The organism is Ruminococcus sp. AF17-22AC, assembly GCF_003460065.1.
Classification (GTDB): Bacteria; Bacillota; Clostridia; order Lachnospirales; family Lachnospiraceae; genus Blautia_A.
Window position 1 is genome coordinate 625479 of the sequence record NZ_QRXT01000001.1, and the last position, 18061, is coordinate 643539.

The 18061-nt window shown below is 44.6% G+C and carries 15 protein-coding genes, 1 tRNA gene and 1 other RNA gene; 3 read left to right on the forward strand and 14 right to left on the reverse strand.

Annotated elements, in window-relative coordinates; all coding sequences use genetic code 11:
• Positions 1-125: 125 nt before the first annotated feature.
• The 13 genes from DWW86_RS03160 to DWW86_RS03220 all read right to left on the reverse strand — a co-directional run bounded on the left by DWW86_RS03160 (position 126) and on the right by DWW86_RS03220 (position 15693).
• Positions 126-443: a L7Ae/L30e/S12e/Gadd45 family ribosomal protein gene (locus tag DWW86_RS03160; protein WP_072521022.1), complete on the reverse strand. Its 318-nt coding sequence runs from the start codon at positions 441-443 to the stop codon at positions 126-128.
• On the reverse strand, positions 427-708 hold the full coding sequence (gene rnpM / locus DWW86_RS03165; protein ID WP_117942235.1) for an RNase P modulator RnpM: 282 nt from the start codon (positions 706-708) through the stop codon (positions 427-429). The genes DWW86_RS03160 and rnpM overlap by 17 nt, the downstream gene beginning before the upstream one ends.
• A gap of 3 nt (positions 709-711) precedes the next feature.
• Entirely contained in the window at positions 712-1881 is a 1170-nt protein-coding gene (gene nusA / locus DWW86_RS03170) for a transcription termination factor NusA (RefSeq protein ID WP_072521020.1), read from the reverse strand.
• A gap of 46 nt (positions 1882-1927) precedes the next feature.
• The gene (rimP, locus tag DWW86_RS03175) at positions 1928-2392 is read right to left on the reverse strand and encodes a ribosome maturation factor RimP (RefSeq protein ID WP_072521019.1); all 465 of its coding nucleotides are present in this window, start codon (positions 2390-2392) and stop codon (positions 1928-1930) included.
• Positions 2393-2520: 128 nt separating this feature from the next.
• A complete protein-coding gene (locus tag DWW86_RS03180; RefSeq protein WP_117942236.1) occupies positions 2521-4767 on the reverse strand; it encodes a DNA gyrase/topoisomerase IV subunit A in 2247 nt (748 codons plus the stop codon).
• Between the two features lie 14 nt (positions 4768-4781).
• Positions 4782-6707 (reverse strand): DNA gyrase/topoisomerase IV subunit B, encoded by a 1926-nt coding sequence (locus tag DWW86_RS03185; protein WP_117942237.1) that lies wholly within the window; start codon positions 6705-6707, stop codon positions 4782-4784.
• 157 nt (positions 6708-6864) lie between these two features.
• Positions 6865-6936 (reverse strand) — tRNA-Glu (locus tag DWW86_RS03190).
• A gap of 104 nt (positions 6937-7040) precedes the next feature.
• Positions 7041-8177: a PTS sugar transporter subunit IIC gene (locus DWW86_RS03195; protein ID WP_117942238.1), complete on the reverse strand. Its 1137-nt coding sequence runs from the start codon at positions 8175-8177 to the stop codon at positions 7041-7043.
• A gap of 22 nt (positions 8178-8199) precedes the next feature.
• The gene (locus DWW86_RS03200; RefSeq protein WP_072521015.1) at positions 8200-10350 is read right to left on the reverse strand and encodes an RNA degradosome polyphosphate kinase; all 2151 of its coding nucleotides are present in this window, start codon (positions 10348-10350) and stop codon (positions 8200-8202) included.
• A gap of 19 nt (positions 10351-10369) precedes the next feature.
• Positions 10370-11905: a Ppx/GppA phosphatase family protein gene (locus DWW86_RS03205; protein WP_072521014.1), complete on the reverse strand. Its 1536-nt coding sequence runs from the start codon at positions 11903-11905 to the stop codon at positions 10370-10372.
• A gap of 23 nt (positions 11906-11928) precedes the next feature.
• Complete coding sequence (locus DWW86_RS03210) at positions 11929-13245, reverse strand: ATP-binding protein (protein WP_117942239.1); 1317 nt, start codon at positions 13243-13245, stop codon at positions 11929-11931.
• Between the two features lies 1 nt (position 13246).
• Complete coding sequence (pheA, locus tag DWW86_RS03215) at positions 13247-14398, reverse strand: prephenate dehydratase (protein ID WP_117942240.1); 1152 nt, start codon at positions 14396-14398, stop codon at positions 13247-13249.
• A complete protein-coding gene (locus DWW86_RS03220) occupies positions 14395-15693 on the reverse strand; it encodes a bifunctional folylpolyglutamate synthase/dihydrofolate synthase (protein WP_117942241.1) in 1299 nt (432 codons plus the stop codon). The genes pheA and DWW86_RS03220 overlap by 4 nt, the downstream gene beginning before the upstream one ends.
• A 129-nt stretch (positions 15694-15822) precedes the next feature.
• On the opposite strand from DWW86_RS03220, the gene DWW86_RS03225 reads away from it, so the two are divergent.
• The 3 genes from DWW86_RS03225 to DWW86_RS03235 all read left to right on the forward strand — a co-directional run bounded on the left by DWW86_RS03225 (position 15823) and on the right by DWW86_RS03235 (position 17652).
• Positions 15823-16218, forward strand: coding sequence for a putative ABC transporter permease (locus DWW86_RS03225; RefSeq protein WP_117942242.1), 396 nt, complete (start codon positions 15823-15825; stop codon positions 16216-16218).
• Positions 16219-16294: 76 nt separating this feature from the next.
• A complete protein-coding gene (gene pyrB, locus DWW86_RS03230; RefSeq protein ID WP_015542993.1) occupies positions 16295-17215 on the forward strand; it encodes an aspartate carbamoyltransferase in 921 nt (306 codons plus the stop codon).
• On the forward strand, positions 17215-17652 hold the full coding sequence (locus DWW86_RS03235; protein ID WP_022214906.1) for an aspartate carbamoyltransferase regulatory subunit: 438 nt from the start codon (positions 17215-17217) through the stop codon (positions 17650-17652). The genes pyrB and DWW86_RS03235 overlap by 1 nt, the downstream gene beginning before the upstream one ends.
• Positions 17653-17694: 42 nt before the next feature.
• On the opposite strand, the gene rnpB is transcribed toward DWW86_RS03235, so the two are convergent.
• Positions 17695-18045, reverse strand: an RNA gene (gene rnpB / locus DWW86_RS03240) — RNase P RNA component class A.
• Between the last annotated feature and the right edge of the window lie 16 nt (positions 18046-18061).

The following is an 18061-nucleotide window of genomic DNA, read 5'->3' on the forward strand; positions in this document are numbered from 1 at the left end:
ACCTTGGTAATCTGCTCCTTTCCCTCTTGTGTTGATTTTTCTTTTATTCTGACATGTTCTTGCTCTTTGATCTTCGGCACATTGGTTCCTCCTTTACGTCAATGAATCAAAACCAGTTTTCATTCTTACTTTTCGGTTTTCGCAAGTTCTTTCATCATTGCTTTCGCAAAGTTTTCATCCTGTACCGCCAGACTGGCACGAAATTCTTTTCCGCAGAATTTTCCGAGTTCTTCTTTATTTGCGATGAAGTAAATCGGAACTTCATAAAATTCACACATATTACTGAATTTCTTTCTGGTGTTTTCTGATGCGTCAGCCGCTACCAGAACCAGAAATCCTTTGCCGGTCTTTACAGATTTTTCTGTAGAAAATTCACCGCTGGCAATCTTGCCCGCTTTTGTTGCAAGACCAACCAGTGATAACACTTTATTGTTGTTTTTCAATATTAGCTAACTCCTTTTTCAGGTCTTCGTAGACCTCAGCCGGTACCGCCATCTTCAATGAGCGTTCGAGCCCACGGCTTTTGACTGCTTTTTCCAGACACTCCTGTGACAGACAGACATATGCCCCTCTGCCGTTCTTTCTTCCGGTCGCATCCAGCACGATCTCATTTTCCGGGGTCTTCAGTACTCGGATCATTTCTTTTTTGCTTTTCATTTCTCTGCATCCGGTACACTGACGCAGAGGTGTTTTATTTTTTGTAGCCATAGATTATTCTTCTGTCAGCTCTTCGGAAACAGCTTCTTCTGCTTCTGTATCTTCAGCAGTTTCTTCTGTATCTTCTTCGCTGTACTCGTCCTCATCATAGTACTCATCTTCATCATCATAATCATAGAGCTCACCGGATTCTCTTGCCTGTGTCTCGCTCTTGATATCAATCTTGAATCCTGTCAGGCGGGCTGCCAGACGTGCATTCTGTCCCTCTTTACCGATTGCAAGAGAAAGCTGATAATCCGGAACGACTACCAGTGCTGTCTTTTCGTCCGGATCTGCCATAACAGCGATTACTTTCGCCGGGCTCAGTGCATTCTCGATCAGGATTGCCGGGTTTTCATCCCAGTTGATGATATCAATCTTTTCACCGCGGAGTTCCTCTACGATGGAGTTTACTCTGGCACCGTTCATACCAACACATGCACCAACCGGATCTACATCCGGATCATTGCTCCATACAGCGATCTTTGTACGGGAGCCTGCTTCTCTGGCAATGCTCTTGATCTCAACAGTTCCGTCTTTCACTTCTGCAACTTCAGATTCGAAGAGACGTTTTACCAGTCCCGGATGAGTTCTGGAAAGAAGAATACGTGGTCCCTTCGGTGTATCCTTAACTTCAAGGATATAAACCTTGATTCTCTCGGTTGGTTTGAATTCTTCACCTTTTACCTGCTCGTTTTCACTGAGGACACCGTCTGCCTTACCGAGGTTTACGCTGACGTTCTTGCCCATCACACGCTGTACGATACCGGTAACAACTTCTTTTTCCATTCCGAAATACTGATCATAAAGAACTTTACGTTCTTCTTCACGGATTTTCTGAAGGATAACATTCTTTGCATTCTGTGTTGCGATACGTCCAAACTCTTTGGAATGGATCTCTACTTTAATGATATCACCAATTTCTGCATTGGTATTAAGCTTCTGTGCTTCTACCAGTGAAATCTCCATTGCAGGATCTTCTACGAATTCCTTAACCTCACGCTCTGCATAAACGCTGAAATCGCAGGTTTCCGGATTAATTGTCACATGCACATTATCTGCTTTACCGAAATGGTTCTTGCAAGCCTGGATCAGGGACTGCTCGATAGCTCCCAGTAATGTATCCTTGCTGATATTTTTTTCTTTTTCCAGGATATCCAGCGCTTCCATTAACTCTTTGTTCATTTTTTTTATTTCCTCCTCATTTTATCAAAGCATATCTGAATCGTACCTAAAATTCAATTGCCAGTCGGATCAGGGCAATGTCCTTCTTTTCAAATGTGCGTAAGACACCGTCCTCATTGATCGTAACACTGTTTTCATCATATGCATCCAGAACACCACAGAATTCTTTCTGTTTGTCGATTGGACGATATGTCCGGACTTCTACCAGTCTGCCCATGCTTCTGGCAAAATCCTTTTCTTTTTTCAGTGGTCTGTCAAGACCCGGCGAACTGATTTCCATAATATAACTGTCTTCAATAAAATCGTTTTCATCCAGTTTGTCGCTGAATGCCCTACTGACTGCCTCACAGTCATTGACCGTGATTCCGCCCGGTTTGTCAATGTATCCGCGAAGATACCAGTTACCTGCTTCTTTTACGTATTCTACATCTACAAGCTCGAATCCCTCTCGCTCTACGATCGGTAAAAGCAAAGCTTCTGCTTTCTGTTCATATTCATCCCGTCTGCTCATTTTTACACCTGCCTTTCGCACATCCGGATTATCTCGCAAAAAGAGTGGACCGAAGCCCACTCTCTTGTTTATCCGTTATCATGTTATCCCTATCATATCACCATCACTGATGAAAAGCAAGGAGTTTTTTATATTCTGGGCTTTACACCCTTTGTATCACGTTTTGCCAGACGCACTTTGTTCAGGGAATATTCTTTGTCATGATAAGTGATCGTATATTCCTGATGTCCCGCCAGAAGATATGCATGTTCCAGATAGTCATCGCCGGCAAGTTTCATTCCACGCACACCAATGGCCGTCTTTTTCATAATGGAAATCTCCTGTTTCAGGAAACGCAGGAAGCATCCACCATGACTCTGTAATACGATCTGCTCCATTTCCGCCGAACCGCCTATAAAGATCAGTTCATCATCTTCTGCAAGTTTCGTCGATGCGATCGTACGTTTCGCCACATCAAACTCAGCGCCCTCTACCAGTTTGCACATAGATGACTTTGTCACAAACAGCAGGCGGTCTGTGCGGATCTGTCCGACCGGTGCCACATACAGCATCCGTTCTTCTGCACTGTTGTAATTGCTTAAGTTATCTGCCGGAGTACCTTTGTCTCTGAAGCGTACCAGTGGAATATCTGCCGCCTTGATCGTATGCATCTTGCCTTTGTCTGTAAAGATACAGATCTTATCTGTATTCATACAGCTGAAGACATATTTGCTTTCGTTGTGAATTGCTTCTTTATTTCGTTCGTACGCATTTTGGTCGATCAGTTTCATATAGCCGAAGCGATCCATCAGGAAGCAGACTTCCATCTCTTCCATCTTCTTTTCTTCGTAAACGGCTTCCTCTGCATTCTCGACTGCCGTACGGCGTTTTCTTCCATATTCTTTCTTGATCTCATCCATGTCTTTTATGATCACTGCCGCCATGGAATCATAGTTTTCCAGAATATCTTTATAAAGTGCGATATTTTTCATCGTCTCCTGGTATTCTGCCTGCAGCGCTTCGATTTCCAGACCAATCAGTTTATACAGACGCATATCCAGAATCGCATTTGCCTGTCTTTCTGTAAACAAAAGTTTCGCAGCCGCCTTTTCACTTGCTTTTGATTTAAACCTGATGCCCTCTGTAATTCCTTCGACCAGACATTTCTTTACCTGCTCACGGTTCTTGCTTCCGCGAAGGATCTCAATGATCAGGTCAATAACATCGCAGGCTTTGATCAGACCTTCCTGCACTTCCTGTTTTTCCAGTTCTTTGTCCAGAAGTGTATGATATTTTCTTGTGGTGATCTCAAAGACGAAATCTACATGATACTCGATGATCTGTTTCAGGCTGAGTGTTTCCGGACGTCCGTCTGCAACTGCCAGCATATTAACACCGAAAGTATCTTCCAGACGAGTCTTCTTGTACAGCATATTGGTCAGGTTTTCCACATCGGTATCTTTTTTCAGTTCAAGCACGATACGGATGCCTTCTTTGGAAGACTGGTTTGAAATATCTACAATGTCGGTCGTCTTCTTTGTCTCGACAAGAGATGCCACGTCATTGAGAAACTTGCCGATGTTTGCTCCGAGCATGGTATACGGAATCTCGGTAATAACAAGTTGCTTTTTGCCGCCTTTGAGTTTCTCTACTTCTACTTTTCCTCTCAAACGGATCTTACCGCTTCCTGTCTCGTAAATCTTACGCAGATCATCTTTATTTACTACAATACCGCCAGTCGGAAAATCAGGACCTTTGATATAACGCATCAAACCTCTTACGCTGATGGTATTATCTTTCATATAAGCCTTGACCGCATCGATCACCTCACCGAGGTTGTGCGGCGGAATACTGGTCGCCATACCAACCGCGATACCATCAGCACCATTGACAAGAATATTCGGAATACGAACCGGAAGCACGGATGGTTCTTTCTCCGTCTCATCAAAGTTCGGCACAAAATCCACTACGTTTTTATCGAGATCACTCAGAAAAACTTCCTGCGTGAGCTTTTCCAGACGCGCTTCGGTATATCGCATGGCCGCTGCTCCGTCACCTTCGATAGAACCAAAGTTTCCATGTCCGTCTACCAGCGTCCTGCCCTTCTTGAAATCCTGCGCCATCACAACCAGCGCATCATAAATGGAACTATCACCATGCGGATGATATTTACCCATGGTATCACCGACAATACGGGCGCATTTACGATATGGGCGGTCATAACGGATCCCCAGTTCATACATATCATAAAGTGTTCTTCTCTGAACCGGTTTCAGACCATCTCTCACATCCGGAAGTGCACGTGAAATAATGACACTCATCGCATAATCAATATAGGATTTCTGCATAATTTCCGAATAATCGGTACGAATTACATTTTCCTGTTTTGTTTCCATATCATTCTCCCACCTTATACATCAAGTTCCGCATCTGCCGCATGTTCATAGATAAATGCTTTACGCGGAGGTACTTCACTGCCCATCAGAACTTCCGTTACGCTGGAAGCAAGACGTGCATCTTCGATCTCAACACGTTTCATTCTTCTTGTCTCAGGATTCAGAGTTGTCTCCCAGAGCTGTTCTGCATCCATTTCTCCAAGACCTTTGTAGCGCTGTAGTGTAAAACTGCCCGGTTTGTGAGTCTTACGGTATTTTTCCAGAGCTTTATCATCATAGAGGTATTCTTCCGGACCTTTTTTCGGCATGGCCTTATAAAGAGGCGGCATCGCAATATACACATGTCCCTCATAAATCAGTTCCGGCATAAAACGATAAAACAGTGTCAGGAGCAGGGTAGAGATATGCGCACCATCCACATCGGCATCAGCCATGATCACAATTTTGTCATAACGAAGCTTACTGATGTCAAAGTCATTGCCGTACCCTTCGGAAAAGCCACAGCCAAATGCATTGATCATGGTTTTGATTTCAGCATTCGCAAGCACTTTATCGATTGTCGCTTTTTCTACATTCAGGATCTTGCCACGGATCGGGAGGATTGCCTGATAGTTACGGTTACGCGCTGTCTTTGCTGAGCCGCCCGCAGAATCACCCTCGACAATAAAAATCTCACACTGTGCCGGGTCTTTTTTTTCACAATTGGCAAGTTTGCCATTGGAATCAAAGGAATATTTCTGTTTTGTAAGAAGGTTGGTCTTTGCACGTTCTTCCGTCTTGCGAATCTTTGCAGCCTTTTCCGCACAGGACAGAATGGTTTTCAATGTTTCCAGATTACGGTCGAAATAAAGCACCAGCTGTTCGCCCAGCACTTTACCTGTTGCTTTGGCTGCATCCTGATTATCCAGCTTTGTCTTTGTCTGGCCTTCAAAACGAGGTGCAGGATGTTTGATAGAAACAACTGCAGTCATTCCGTTACGGATATCAGCGCCTGTAAAATTCGGATCTTTGTCCTTGAGGACACCAATCTCTCTGGCATAGGTATTCATAACGGTCGTAAACGTTGTCTTAAATCCGGTCAGATGTGTACCGCCCTCTGCGTTGTAGATATTGTTGCAGAATCCCAGTACGTTTTCACGGAACTCATTGGTATACTGAAATGCCACTTCCACCTGAATGCCATCTGCCTCGCCTTTCAGATAAACAGGCTCATGAAGTGATTCCGTATTGTGGTTCATGTCACGGATATAGCCAACGATGCCCTCCGGTTCATGATATTCTTCTTTTACCGGTTCTGTTCCTCTGAGATCCTCAAATACGATCGTCAGTTCCGGATTCAGATAAGCAGTCTCATGAAGACGGCTCTTGACATCTGTCGCAGAAAAACGTGTCTTCTCAAAAATCTCCGGATCCGGAAGAAAGTTGATACAGGTTCCGGTTTCTTTTGTCCGGCCAAGTTTTGGAAGGAGACCGTTTTCAAGTTCAAGAGTCGGAACTCCCCGTTGATAATGGTCATGATGTACATAGCCATCACGACTTACTTTAATATCCAGATAAGTAGAAAGTGCATTTACTACCGAAGAACCTACACCATGAAGTCCACCACTTGTCTTATAAGCAGAATTATCGAATTTGCCACCTGCATGAAGCGTCGTAAACACCAGTCGCTCCGCAGACATTCCCTTTTCGTGCATATCTACCGGAATTCCACGTCCGTTGTCTGTTACAGTACAGGAACCGTCCTTCTCCAGAACTACATTGATCAGGCTGCAGTATCCTGCCAGATGTTCATCTACTGCATTATCCACGATCTCGTAGATCAGATGATTCAGTCCCTTCCGGGATACACTTCCAATATACATGCCCGGACGTTTGCGTACCGCTTCCAGTCCTTCAAGAACAGATATACTCCCAGCATCGTAGGTTTCCTTTTTCGCCATCGGTCTATTTTCCTTTCTTTTCTTACTTTACTCATTCAAACATTTGTTCTTTATCATACATGATTTTCCCCGAAAAAGTCAAATATTAATCTTAATCGATTTCAGGGCAAAAAAATAATCAGGACCTCGATCCTGATTATCTGTAAAATATTTATAGCAGCCAGTACGGGAATCGAACCCGTGTTTTCGCCGTGAGAGGGCGACGTCTTAACCCCTTGACCAACTGGCCTTGCGTCAACCGACTTGCTTAGTATATATCAGCGAGTCGGAAAATGCAAGCCTTTTTTTCAATTTTTTTAAAAAATTTTAAAAAAGCAATTTTTATGACAATTTTCAGCCCAGATCAATCTTCAGATCTCCCGGCTTGATGATTCCTTTTGCACGGAAAATCTTACCGATCACCCAGGTGATCACAAGCGGCAGCACAAAACAGATCAGGATCATGCCTGCCCACTCAAATGCTCCTGTCTGATATCCCTCCGGCATCTGTGCCCATCCGGTTACAACACCGATTGGTCCAACCAGGCCGGAAGTTCCCATTCCTGATGAGATTGCCGGTCCGTTATTTCTCATATGGAACACACAGGTAGCAATCGGTCCTGTAATTGCAGATGTGATCACAGGAGGGAGCCAGAGAACCGGCTTTTTCATAAGATTCGGTACCTGAAGCATGGAAGTTCCAAGTCCCTGCGCCACAAAACCGCCGATTCCATTATCCGGAAAGCTCAAGATTGCAAAACCAAGCATATGCGCACAGCATCCTGCGGTTGCCGCACCACCTGCCAGCGCAAGGCCATTCCAGATCTCCACTGTCACACTTCCGTCTGTAAGTCCGGCAAGCACGGCTCCGCCGCTGATGCCTACAGCCGCACAGATTGCCGCTGAACTGATCGGCAGTGTCAGTACGATTCCTACCACTACTGAAATGATCATGCCCATCCAGAACGGACGCAGGTCAGTTGCCCATCCGATAAATGCACCAAGCGCATTACAGATATTTTTGCACACTGGTGCAAGCAGCATCGCCAGTACTACACCGACAATAACCGTTACTGCCGGAGTTACAATAATATCGATTTTCGTCTCTTTGGAAACCAATTTGCCGATCTCACAGGTGATCACTGCGACAAAAAATACCGCCAGTGGTCCGCCTGAACCGCCTATTGCATTGCAGGCCGCACCGACCGCACAAAGAGAATACATGACAAGCGGCGGTGCCTGTAAGGCATATCCGATTGCAAGCGCCATAGCTGCACCTGTCACACTCGTTGCATAACCACCGATTTCCAGCAGTTTCTCTGATACGAAACTTCCCGGGCAGACGTTTTGCCCAATCGTATTAATGATCGTACCGATCAAAAGTGATGCAAAAAGTCCAAGTGCCATGGACCCCATCGCATCAATGCCATATCTTTTGAAGGATATGATCACGTTCTTTCTTTTCAGAAAGCTTTCTTTTTCGTTATTCATTTTCTCTTTCCTCTCGTTTTAATTACTCCGGATCAGCTACCGGTTCAGCCGGAATAAAGACGCGAGTATGCTTCTTTTCTTCTCTTTTCTGCTTTTTGGCTTTCTGCTGTGCTTCTTTGCAGAATTCCATCTGGGAATTTACAAGCGTTTTGCCACGTTTATCCTGTTTTTCGTATGTGCCGTCCGGCTGTAAAATATGTGCTTTGACATTGTCGCGGAATTCAAGATCCAGCACATGCAGAATTTCCTTTTTGATATTTTCGTCCTCTACCGGAAAGACAATTTCCACTCTTCGATCCAGATTTCGCGGCATCCAGTCCGCACTTCCCATATAGATTTCATCAATGCCATCATTTTTGAAATAGAAAATACGACTGTGCTCCAGAAATTCTCCGACGATTGATCGCACCTGGATGTTTTCACTGATTCCCGGAATACCAGTTCTCAGGCAGCAGATTCCACGGACAAGCAGATTGATCTGCACACCACAGGAAGATGCATAATAAAGTGCTGCAATGATTGCAGGATCGCAAAGTGAATTCATCTTTGCAGTGATTTCTGCCGGTTTTCCCTGTTTTGCATGCTCGGCCTCTCTTTCGATCATCTGAACGAAACGGTCCTTCATCCAAATCGGGGCTACGATCAGGCGGTTCCATTTCTTCGGTTCAGAATATCCGGAAAGCATATTAAAGACTGCAGTTGCATCCTCACCGAAACGTTCATCGCAGGTAAAAATACCACAGTCTGTATACAATTTTGCAGTGGAATCATTATAATTACCGGTTGCCAGATGTACATATCTGCGGATGCCTGTCTCTTCCCTTCTTACCACAAGTGTGATTTTGCTGTGTGTCTTCAGTCCTACCAGACCGTAGATAACATGGCAGCCTGCTTTTTCAAGCATTTTCGCCCAGACAATGTTGTTTTCCTCGTCGAATCGTGCTTTCAGTTCAACCAGCACGGAAACCTGTTTGCCATTTTCGGCAGCCTGTGCGAGAGCCGCAATTATCGGGGAATGACCGCTGACACGATACAAAGTCTGCTTGATTGCAAGTACGCCTGGATCCTTCGCCGCCTGACGGACAAAATCCACAACCGGATCAAAACTCATATATGGATGATGCAGGAATACATCGCCTTCACGAATCACTTCAAAGATATCTTTGTCATTCTGGAACTGCGGAACCGGTGCCGGTGTATATTTCGGGCTCTTGTACTCATCAAATCCATCCAGACCGTAAACTTTCATCAGCATAGTCAGATCCAGAGGTCCCGGAATATTATAAATGTCTGCATCTTTGATCTCGAATTCTTTTTTCAGAATGTCCAGCAGACGTTTATCCATCTTTTCTTCTGCTTCAAGACGAATCACCTCGCCCCACTGGCGTTTCTTGAGCTGTTTCTGGATTTCTACCAGAAGATCTTCTGCCTCATCCTCATCAATCGTAAGATCTGCATTTCGCATGATTCTGTACGGATGTGCGCAGACCACATCATTGCTCAGGAAAAGTTTGCCGATGTTTCTCTCGATAATCTCTTCGAGAAGAATTACCGTTCTCTCACCTTTCTTTACTGAAGGGATCTCGACGATTCTCGGAAGGACGGACGGCACCTGAACCGTTGCAAATTCCAGTTCTTTTGTATGCTTTTTATTGTTTTTCTTTGCAATCAGTGCACCGATATTCAGTGTCTTATTACGGATCAGCGGAAATGGTCTGGAAGAATCCATTGCCATCGGTGTCAGTACCGGATAAACGTTATCTTCAAAATAACGGTCTACAAATTCTGCCTGTTTATCATTCAGATTTTCGTGTTCTGCCACCAGATGAAGGCCGACCTTTTCCAGTGCCGGAAGCACAGAACGGTTGAACGTACTGTACTGTACACGTACCAGCTCATGGGTCTGTGTGCTGATTTCCTTTAACTGCTCCTCGGAAGACATTCCGGCAATATCTTTTTTCTTATAGCCGGCATGCACCTGATCTTTCAGAGATGCCACACGGACCATAAAAAACTCATCCAGGTTTGAGGATGTGATGCTCAAAAATTTCAGTCTCTCAAATAATGGCAGATTTTTGTCCCTTGCCTCACTTAAAACACGTTCATCGAATTTCAGCCAGCTTAATTCTCTGTTTACATAGTATTCCGGTTTTTCATATTTACTAAAATCCATATTTTCCCTCCTCAGCCGCTCACACTCTGCGTTTGCGCTTTAATACCAGACGAATGCCAAAAACTTCTTCAAAGAACTGTACTTTATCACGAAGCAGTCCAAGTTCCAGAGAAATATCTCTGCTTGAATCAATGATCATCTGCAATTCACGGTCTTTCAGCACCACTCTCAGTGCCTCAACCTTCTGATAATGGCTGCGGTCCATGGCATTGGCAAGCCGAAGGATTGCCGTCAGTTTTGCTACAAGCAGATACTGCTGCCTGTCAATGCCCGGTCCTCTGTCATAATTTCCGCAATATACAAACTCTGTTGTATTGTATCTCACTGCACTTGCAATGATCTTTCGTTCTTCGGTAGAAAGTCCGATAATTTCCGTCGCCATAATGATCCGGTAGGAACACTCAGCCACATCTGCCATACTGATATACTTGCCACAGTCATGTAGCTGAACCGCAATCTGCAGAAGCAGCCGTTCTCTTGCTCCCATTCCATGAATTTTTTTCATGCTGTCAAAAATAGTCAGCGCGATATCCGTCGTACCTTTGATATGGTCTTTGCCGGTAGAATAACGCTTTGCAATATTTCGCGATGCCACCAGAATATCATTTTCGAAATTATGGACGCTTTTGATGAATTTTTTCTTTTCGCCGTAGTCATAAGCAATTCCATCCAGAAGTGAAACACCCGGAACCCAGACAGACTCCGCCTGAAAGATTTCCAGAAAGCTCTTGCAGATGACCATTGTCGGGATTACAAGTGACGCATATTCCGGATCAATGTCCATCTCCTCTGCCAGAGCATGCTCGGTCTTGTAAATCGTCTTTTCGTAACTCTTTGTAAATTCTTCGCTGGTGATAATATGATCTTCGAGTTCTTCCTGAAAGATCGTATCTGTCAGAAAATCACCCATCAGGATCACATTTTTGATATCCCGGTCTTTCAGATACAGTCTCTGAAAGGCTGTCAGATCATTACGGATAAATTCCTTGATCAGCTGGTCGTAATGCGTTGTCGTTTTTTCCAGTTCTTTCAACCGCTCACGAATACGCATGCTTCCCATCTTGAAACTCTGCGTCGTTACCAGCGCATCCTTGTCAAACAGAGACACCTGAAGATTACCACCACCAACATCAAGGATCGCCGTTCCTTTCTGAATGATCTTTTTGAATCCGGATTCAATCGCAGCAATAGATTTGTATCCCAGAAAATGCTGCTCGGCATTGCTTAAAATCTCGACTCGGATCCCTGTCCGCTGAAAGATCTGTTCCTGCACGATTACCGGATTTACAATCTCACGAAAAGCACTTGTCGCACATGCACGATAATCTGTTACCCCAAATTCTTTCATCATGCCGGAGAAATCTTTTAAGATCACGCAAATCGTATCTACTGTTTCCGGTTCCAGCCTGCCGCTGGAATAAGCCCCCTTACCGATTTCCAGACGATATCTGACATCATTCAGTTCCTGAAATCCGATCTTCTTCGAAAATTCAAAGATCTTCATACTGATCTCATAAGAACCTATGTCGATCGCCGCAAAAGTTGTCATTGCCATACACTCCCGCTCCTTCCCAATTATTATGCTTCCTGTGTCTCCTCTTTTCCAAGAAGATGATCAATAAACTGCTGCGCCGTACGTCCTGTCAGACCGCCATGGGAAATTTCCCATTTGCCGGCTTCCAGAAGAAGCTGATCTTCCGGCATTGAGATTCCGTTACGTTTCGCAAGTGTTTTGACAATCATGTGGAACTCTTTGCGATCCGGCGCACCAAAGTAAATACGAACGCCAAAACGATATACCAGTGAAAGCTTTTCCTGCACGGTATCGGAGGAATGGATATCGTCATCTGCGCCTACTTCCAGCTTATCCCCTGCACGCTCTCTTACGAGATGGCGGCGGTTGCTTGTCGCATAGATCAGAATATTCTCCGGTTTGCGTTCCAGTCCACCCTCGATCACGGCTTTCAGATATTTATATTCAATCTCAAATTCTTCGAAAGAAAGATCATCCATGTAGATAATAAATTTGTAATTGCGGTCTTTGATCTGGGCAATAACCTGATTCAGATCTACAAACTGATGCTTATATACTTCGATGATTCGCAGTCCCTCATCATAATACTGATTCAGGATACCTTTGATGCTGGAAGATTTACCTGTTCCTGCATCACCGAACAGCAGACAGTTATTTGCCTTTCTTCCACGTACAAATGCCTCTGTATTTTCGATGAGTTTCTGTTTTGGTATCTCATAGCCGACCAGATCATCCAGACGTACATGCGCGATCCTTGTCACCGGTACGATCACTGCCCTGCCGTTCTCATCATGGTCAATGCGGAATGCTTTGTGAAGTCCGAGTTTTCCTACACCGAAGTCTTTGTAAAACTGGACCATGTCTACCATAAATTCTTCAGTATCTTTGGCAACTGCCAGTGTTTTGCTCATCTCACAGATACGGTCACGGATACGTTTGTTAAACATTTTGCCGGTATCCTGCGGTGCTTCATAATTGCAGAGGATTCCACAGCAGGATGTATGGAACAGTTTGTCCAGCACTGTCAGATCAAAATCATAGAGTTCTTTAAAAATCGCAAAATCATGAAGTGCAAGCTGATTGATACTGCCTTCGATTGCACCTCTGATCTCGCTCGCAGTACTGAATGCATTTTCATGATTTACAAGAAGAAGTGTAAGATAATCGTGCCACAGATTTCCCGTAAATCCATAAGAACCTGCAATTTCGATCAGACCGTTGACGCATTCATAAAATTCTTCTTCCATCTCGCTTGCATTGACTGCTGATTTTTCACTTGCATCCATAAGTGCTGTCATTTTGTCCAGTATATCTCCATGCTCAAATCCCCGATAGAGCACGCATTCTTTTACACGTGTCATTTTATTCTTCCTCCTGCTGTCCGTAATTTCCAAGTACTCTCATTCGATTTGCCTCTGCTTCAAGACCGCGGAGTGCATTTTTGACTGCCGGTTCTTCCAGATTACCTTCAAAATCTACAAAAAATCTGTATTCCCATTTCTTTCCGGTGATCGGGCGGGATTCGATCTTTGTCATGCTCAGTCCGTTATAAATAAAATGTGACAGCATATGATAAAGTGTTCCGCTCTCATGAGGCAGCTCGAAGCTTACGCTGATTTTGGCTGCGCTCTTTTCGTAAACCGGATGTGCACTTACAATAATAAATCTGGTGACATTTTCCTCATTATAGCAGATGTTTTCCGCCATAACAGAAAGTCCGTAAAGCTCTCCTGCTGCACGGCTTGCGATTGCCGCCTGTGTTCTGTCCAGTTCTTCATGGATTTTCTTTGCTGCACCTGCTGTATTTTCGGTCTTGACAGTTTTCCAGTCCGAATGACTTTCCAGATATTTTTTGCACTGCGCAAGTGCCTGCGGATGAGAATAAACGGTTTTGATCTCTTCAAGAGAAGTTCCCGGAATGCCGAGCAGTACATGTTCTACTTTCATCCCCTGCTCTCCGACAATATAGAGCTGATATTCTGTAAGCAGATCGTAGATATCTGTCACGATTCCCTCCGTCGAATTTTCAATCGGAAGCACTGCATAATCCGCCTTGCCGGAAGCAACTTCTTCCATCGCATCGCGGAATGTCTTTACGTGGTAGCTGTTGATCGCATCAGAAAAATATGCACGCATGGCGGCATAGCTGTATGCGCCCTCGACACCCTGAAATACTACATTGACTCCGGTCAGCGGCAGTGCATCGACCATCTTGTAGTCTTTGATGTCATTTTCGACACCATTTTTTGTCAGGAGCTGATACTGACGTTTGCGGCTGATCGCCATGATCTGCTGAAACAGTTCCTGTGCACCAAGTTCATTAAATTCACCATGCGCAGAATCCTTAAGAACCGTGATTTTGTCCTGTTCCCTTTTAGGATCCAGTACCTTCTTGCCTGTATGTATCTTGTATTCTGCAACATTTTCGCAGACTTTCATCCTTTTTTCAAAAAGCCGTAAGATTTCCTTATCAATGATATCTATTTCTTTACGGCATTCCTGTAAATCTGTCATAAGTTCTTTTCCTCCCGGTTTTTGACAATTGTTGTGATCTCTCCGATAAAAGAAAGAGATCCAAAGGAAAGGATGACATCCTCTCGGTCTGCCATGGCAAACACCTTATTTACCGCATCCTGTATATTCTCTGCTGCCTGTACATGTGGATTGCACTCCCGCACGGCTTCTGCCAGTTCCTGCGCCGGCAGTGCCCGTGGGTTATCCGGTGTCTCGATCGTAACGATCTGCTCTGCATAAGGACATAACTTCCGGATAATATAAGAATAATCTTTGTCGCGGAAAACGCCCATGATAAAGTACATATTTCGTCCTTTAAAATATTTGCGAACTGAATCTTCAAGCATATCTGCTGCTGCCGGATTGTGTGCCCCATCCACAATAAACAAAGGATCTCTGTGGATGATCGTCAGGCGTCCGTTCCATTTTGTCTCTCTAAGTCCCTTTTTACGCTGTTCGACAGTTGTCGGATAGCCTTTATGATTCAAAACCTCCAGTGCGTCCAGTGCAAGTGCTGCATTCTCTGTCTGATAGGATCCTGCCAGTGAAAGCTCATATGTTTCTCCCCGGTACTCCAGTGTCTGTCCGGCAAAGTCTTCCTTAACCGCTTTTGCAGAACTTAAATCTGTCTCGGTCAGATCTGCTCCTTTTTCCCGGCATACCTCCCGGATAACTTCCATCGTCTCCGGCCTCTGTCCGACCGTCACAACACTGCAGCCCGGTTTGATGATACCGGCCTTTTTCTGCGTGATCTCGGCAAGTGTATTTCCAAGAAAAGCCTGATGATCCATACTGATCGGAACCAGAACTGCAAGCACCGTATTTTTAATAATATTTGTCGCATCCAGATCACCGCCCATTCCGACTTCCAGAATGACAAGATCACATTTTTCTTCTGCAAAAAATAAAAATGCCACCGCCGTTTCTATTTCAAATGGGGTGGGATGTGCAAGACCTTCTTCTGTCATTTCTTCAATTGCTGCAGCAACCCTTGTGATATATCCGGCAAACGCTTCCCGGCTGACTGCCCTGCCATCCACTTCCATCTTCTCCCTGTAAGAATATACCGAAGGAGAAATATATCTTCCGACACGATATCCTGCATCTGAAAGAGTGGTATACAGATAAGCGATCACCGAACCCTTGCCGTTGGTTCCTGCCACGTGTACGTATTTTAACCGATCCTGGGGATTCCCAAGCCGGTTCATCAGTTCTTTTATATTTGTAAGATCCAGAGCGCCTCCCGCGTACTGATCCGCGTCTTTTACATACGCTCTGCTTTGCTGATAATCCATTTTGTGTACTCCTAATACTGATAATTGTTTATTACTAGTTAATATAGCATTTACGTATCTTTTTTTCAAGACCGGGACATACTAGAATCAAAGTTTTACAACAATTTTACATGATCAGGAGGGTCTGCCATGAATCAGAATCTCTCGAATTATTTCCTCTGCGGATCTGCCGGATGGTGTCTCGAAATACTCTGGACCGGACTGCATTCTCTGCTCGCCGGTCAGCGCACCATGAACGGCAAAACTTCTCTTCTGATGTTTCCCATCTACGGCTGCGCAGCGGTTATCGCCCCTCTGTATGCCAGAATTTACACGTTTCCTTTTTTCTGCCGGGGACTGCTTTATATGTTCGGTTTTTATCTTGTGGAATTTGTCAGTGGAAGTATTCTGAAAGAGTTTGAAATGTGTCCATGGGACTACAGCGGTGCCGCATTTCAGTACCGCGGAATCATCCGTCTTGATTATGCTCCGCTGTGGTTTGCAGCCGGATTGATTTTTGAAAAAATCCTTACGAAAGCATCTTGAAAAAATGATTCCACTAGTATATGATTGTGCAAGAGAGAATTTTTACAATTTTCCGCACCAACAAGGGAGGTATTACATGAGACATTTAATGAGCCCGTTGGACCTCACAAAAGAAGAACTCGACGATCTTCTTACACTGGCCAGCGACATCGAAAAAAATCCAGTCAAATACGCGCATGTCTGCGATGATAAGCGACTTGCCACCTGTTTTTACGAACCAAGTACACGTACACGATTAAGTTTTGAAGCTGCTATGATGAACCTCGGCGGCAAGGTTTTAGGTTTCTCATCAGCCGGTTCCAGTTCCGCAGCCAAAGGCGAAAGCGTTGCCGATACAATTCGTGTTGTTTCCTGTTATGCAGATATCTGTGCTATGCGTCACCCGAAAGAAGGTGCTCCGCTGGTCGCTTCTATGGCATCTTCTATTCCTGTTATCAACGCCGGTGACGGTGGTCATCAGCATCCTACTCAGACACTCACCGATCTTCTTACTATTCGTTCCCTTAAAGGAAGACTTGACAATCTTACCATCGGTCTGTGCGGTGACCTGAAGTTCGGACGTACCGTTCATTCTCTGATCGAAGCTCTGGTACTTCGCTATTCAAATGTTAAATTTGTCCTGATCTCACCGGAGGAACTTCGCGTACCAAGCTATATCCGCGAAGATATCCTTGAGAAACACAATGTGGAATTCGAAGAAGTAGAACGTCTGGAAGATGCACTTCCGAAACTCGACATTCTCTACATGACACGTGTACAGAAAGAACGTTTCTTTAACGAAGAAGATTATGTCCGCATGAAAGACTTCTACATACTGGACAAACAGAAAATGGAACTTGCTCCGAAGGACATGTACATTCTTCATCCTCTTCCGCGAGTAAATGAAATTGCCGTTGAAGTTGATGATGATCCGCGTGCCGCATATTTCAAGCAGGCACAGTACGGTGTCTATGTTCGTATGGCACTGATTCTCAGATTACTGGAGGTGGAAGTATAATGTTAAACGTTGGAGCACTTCACGAAGGTTTTGTCCTTGACCATATCAAGGCCGGCAAAGCCATGACAATCTATCATGACCTGAAACTTGACAAACTTGACTGCACAGTTGCAATCATCAAAAATGCAAAGAGCAACAAGATGGGTGTCAAAGATATCATCAAAGTAGAATGCCCGATTGAAAACCTTGATCTGGACATCCTCGGTTTCATCGATCACAACATTACCGTAAACATCATCAAAGATGAAAAGATCGTCGAAAAAAGGATCCTGAAACTTCCAAAACAGATAACAAACGTTATCAAATGTAAAAACCCTCGCTGTATCACTTCAATCGAGCAGGGGCTGGATCATGTATTCATCCTTGCTGATCCTGAAAAAGAAGTATACCGCTGCAAATACTGCGAAGAGAAATACAGAGGCAAACGTAATAAATAATTACATAACAAAAAAGAAACGTCGTAATGACGTTTCTTTTTTGTTGCAAGCAGGCCGATAAGCCGGGTTATGTCGTTGAGTGATCATCTGTCTAGGCCATCCGTTGCCAGATGGCTCAAGCGACCTACCTGAAAGCACGACGGGCAGCCGTATCGCTTTCGTTTCGGTCTTGCTTCGAATGGAGTTTACATGTGCCCGTTCTGTTACCACAACGGCGGTAGTCTCTTACACTGCCTTTCCACCCTTACCTTCACGAAGAAGGCGGTTTATTTCTGTTGCACTGGTCTGGGAGTCACCTCCACCGGACGTTATCCGGCATCCCGCCCTGTGAAGCCCGGACTTTCCTCGTCTGTACCCTTTCGTCTGTACAGCCGCGATCACCTGGCCTGCTTGCGCAAATGCTATTCTA

What these genes read in the sequence shown, in the direction of transcription:
- DWW86_RS03185 (WP_117942237.1), bottom strand. Translation starts at nt 6,707, where the DNA reads ATGGCGAAAAAGGAAACCTACGATGCTGGGAGTATATCTGTTCTTGAA.
- DWW86_RS03200 (WP_072521015.1), bottom strand. Translation starts at nt 10,350, where the DNA reads ATGGATTTTAGTAAATATGAAAAACCGGAATACTATGTAAACAGAGAA.
- nusA (WP_072521020.1), bottom strand. Translation starts at nt 1,881, where the DNA reads ATGAACAAAGAGTTAATGGAAGCGCTGGATATCCTGGAAAAAGAAAAA.
- DWW86_RS03205 (WP_072521014.1), bottom strand. Translation starts at nt 11,905, where the DNA reads ATGGCAATGACAACTTTTGCGGCGATCGACATAGGTTCTTATGAGATC.
- DWW86_RS03235 (WP_022214906.1), top strand. Translation starts at nt 17,215, where the DNA reads ATGTTAAACGTTGGAGCACTTCACGAAGGTTTTGTCCTTGACCATATC.
- DWW86_RS03220 (WP_117942241.1), bottom strand. Translation starts at nt 15,693, where the DNA reads ATGGATTATCAGCAAAGCAGAGCGTATGTAAAAGACGCGGATCAGTAC.
- DWW86_RS03210 (WP_117942239.1), bottom strand. Translation starts at nt 13,245, where the DNA reads ATGACACGTGTAAAAGAATGCGTGCTCTATCGGGGATTTGAGCATGGA.
- rimP (WP_072521019.1), bottom strand. Translation starts at nt 2,392, where the DNA reads ATGAGCAGACGGGATGAATATGAACAGAAAGCAGAAGCTTTGCTTTTA.
- DWW86_RS03195 (WP_117942238.1), bottom strand. Translation starts at nt 8,177, where the DNA reads ATGAATAACGAAAAAGAAAGCTTTCTGAAAAGAAAGAACGTGATCATA.
- DWW86_RS03225 (WP_117942242.1), top strand. Translation starts at nt 15,823, where the DNA reads ATGAATCAGAATCTCTCGAATTATTTCCTCTGCGGATCTGCCGGATGG.
- pyrB (WP_015542993.1), top strand. Translation starts at nt 16,295, where the DNA reads ATGAGACATTTAATGAGCCCGTTGGACCTCACAAAAGAAGAACTCGAC.
- pheA (WP_117942240.1), bottom strand. Translation starts at nt 14,398, where the DNA reads ATGACAGATTTACAGGAATGCCGTAAAGAAATAGATATCATTGATAAG.
- rnpM (WP_117942235.1), bottom strand. Translation starts at nt 708, where the DNA reads ATGGCTACAAAAAATAAAACACCTCTGCGTCAGTGTACCGGATGCAGA.
- DWW86_RS03180 (WP_117942236.1), bottom strand. Translation starts at nt 4,767, where the DNA reads ATGGAAACAAAACAGGAAAATGTAATTCGTACCGATTATTCGGAAATT.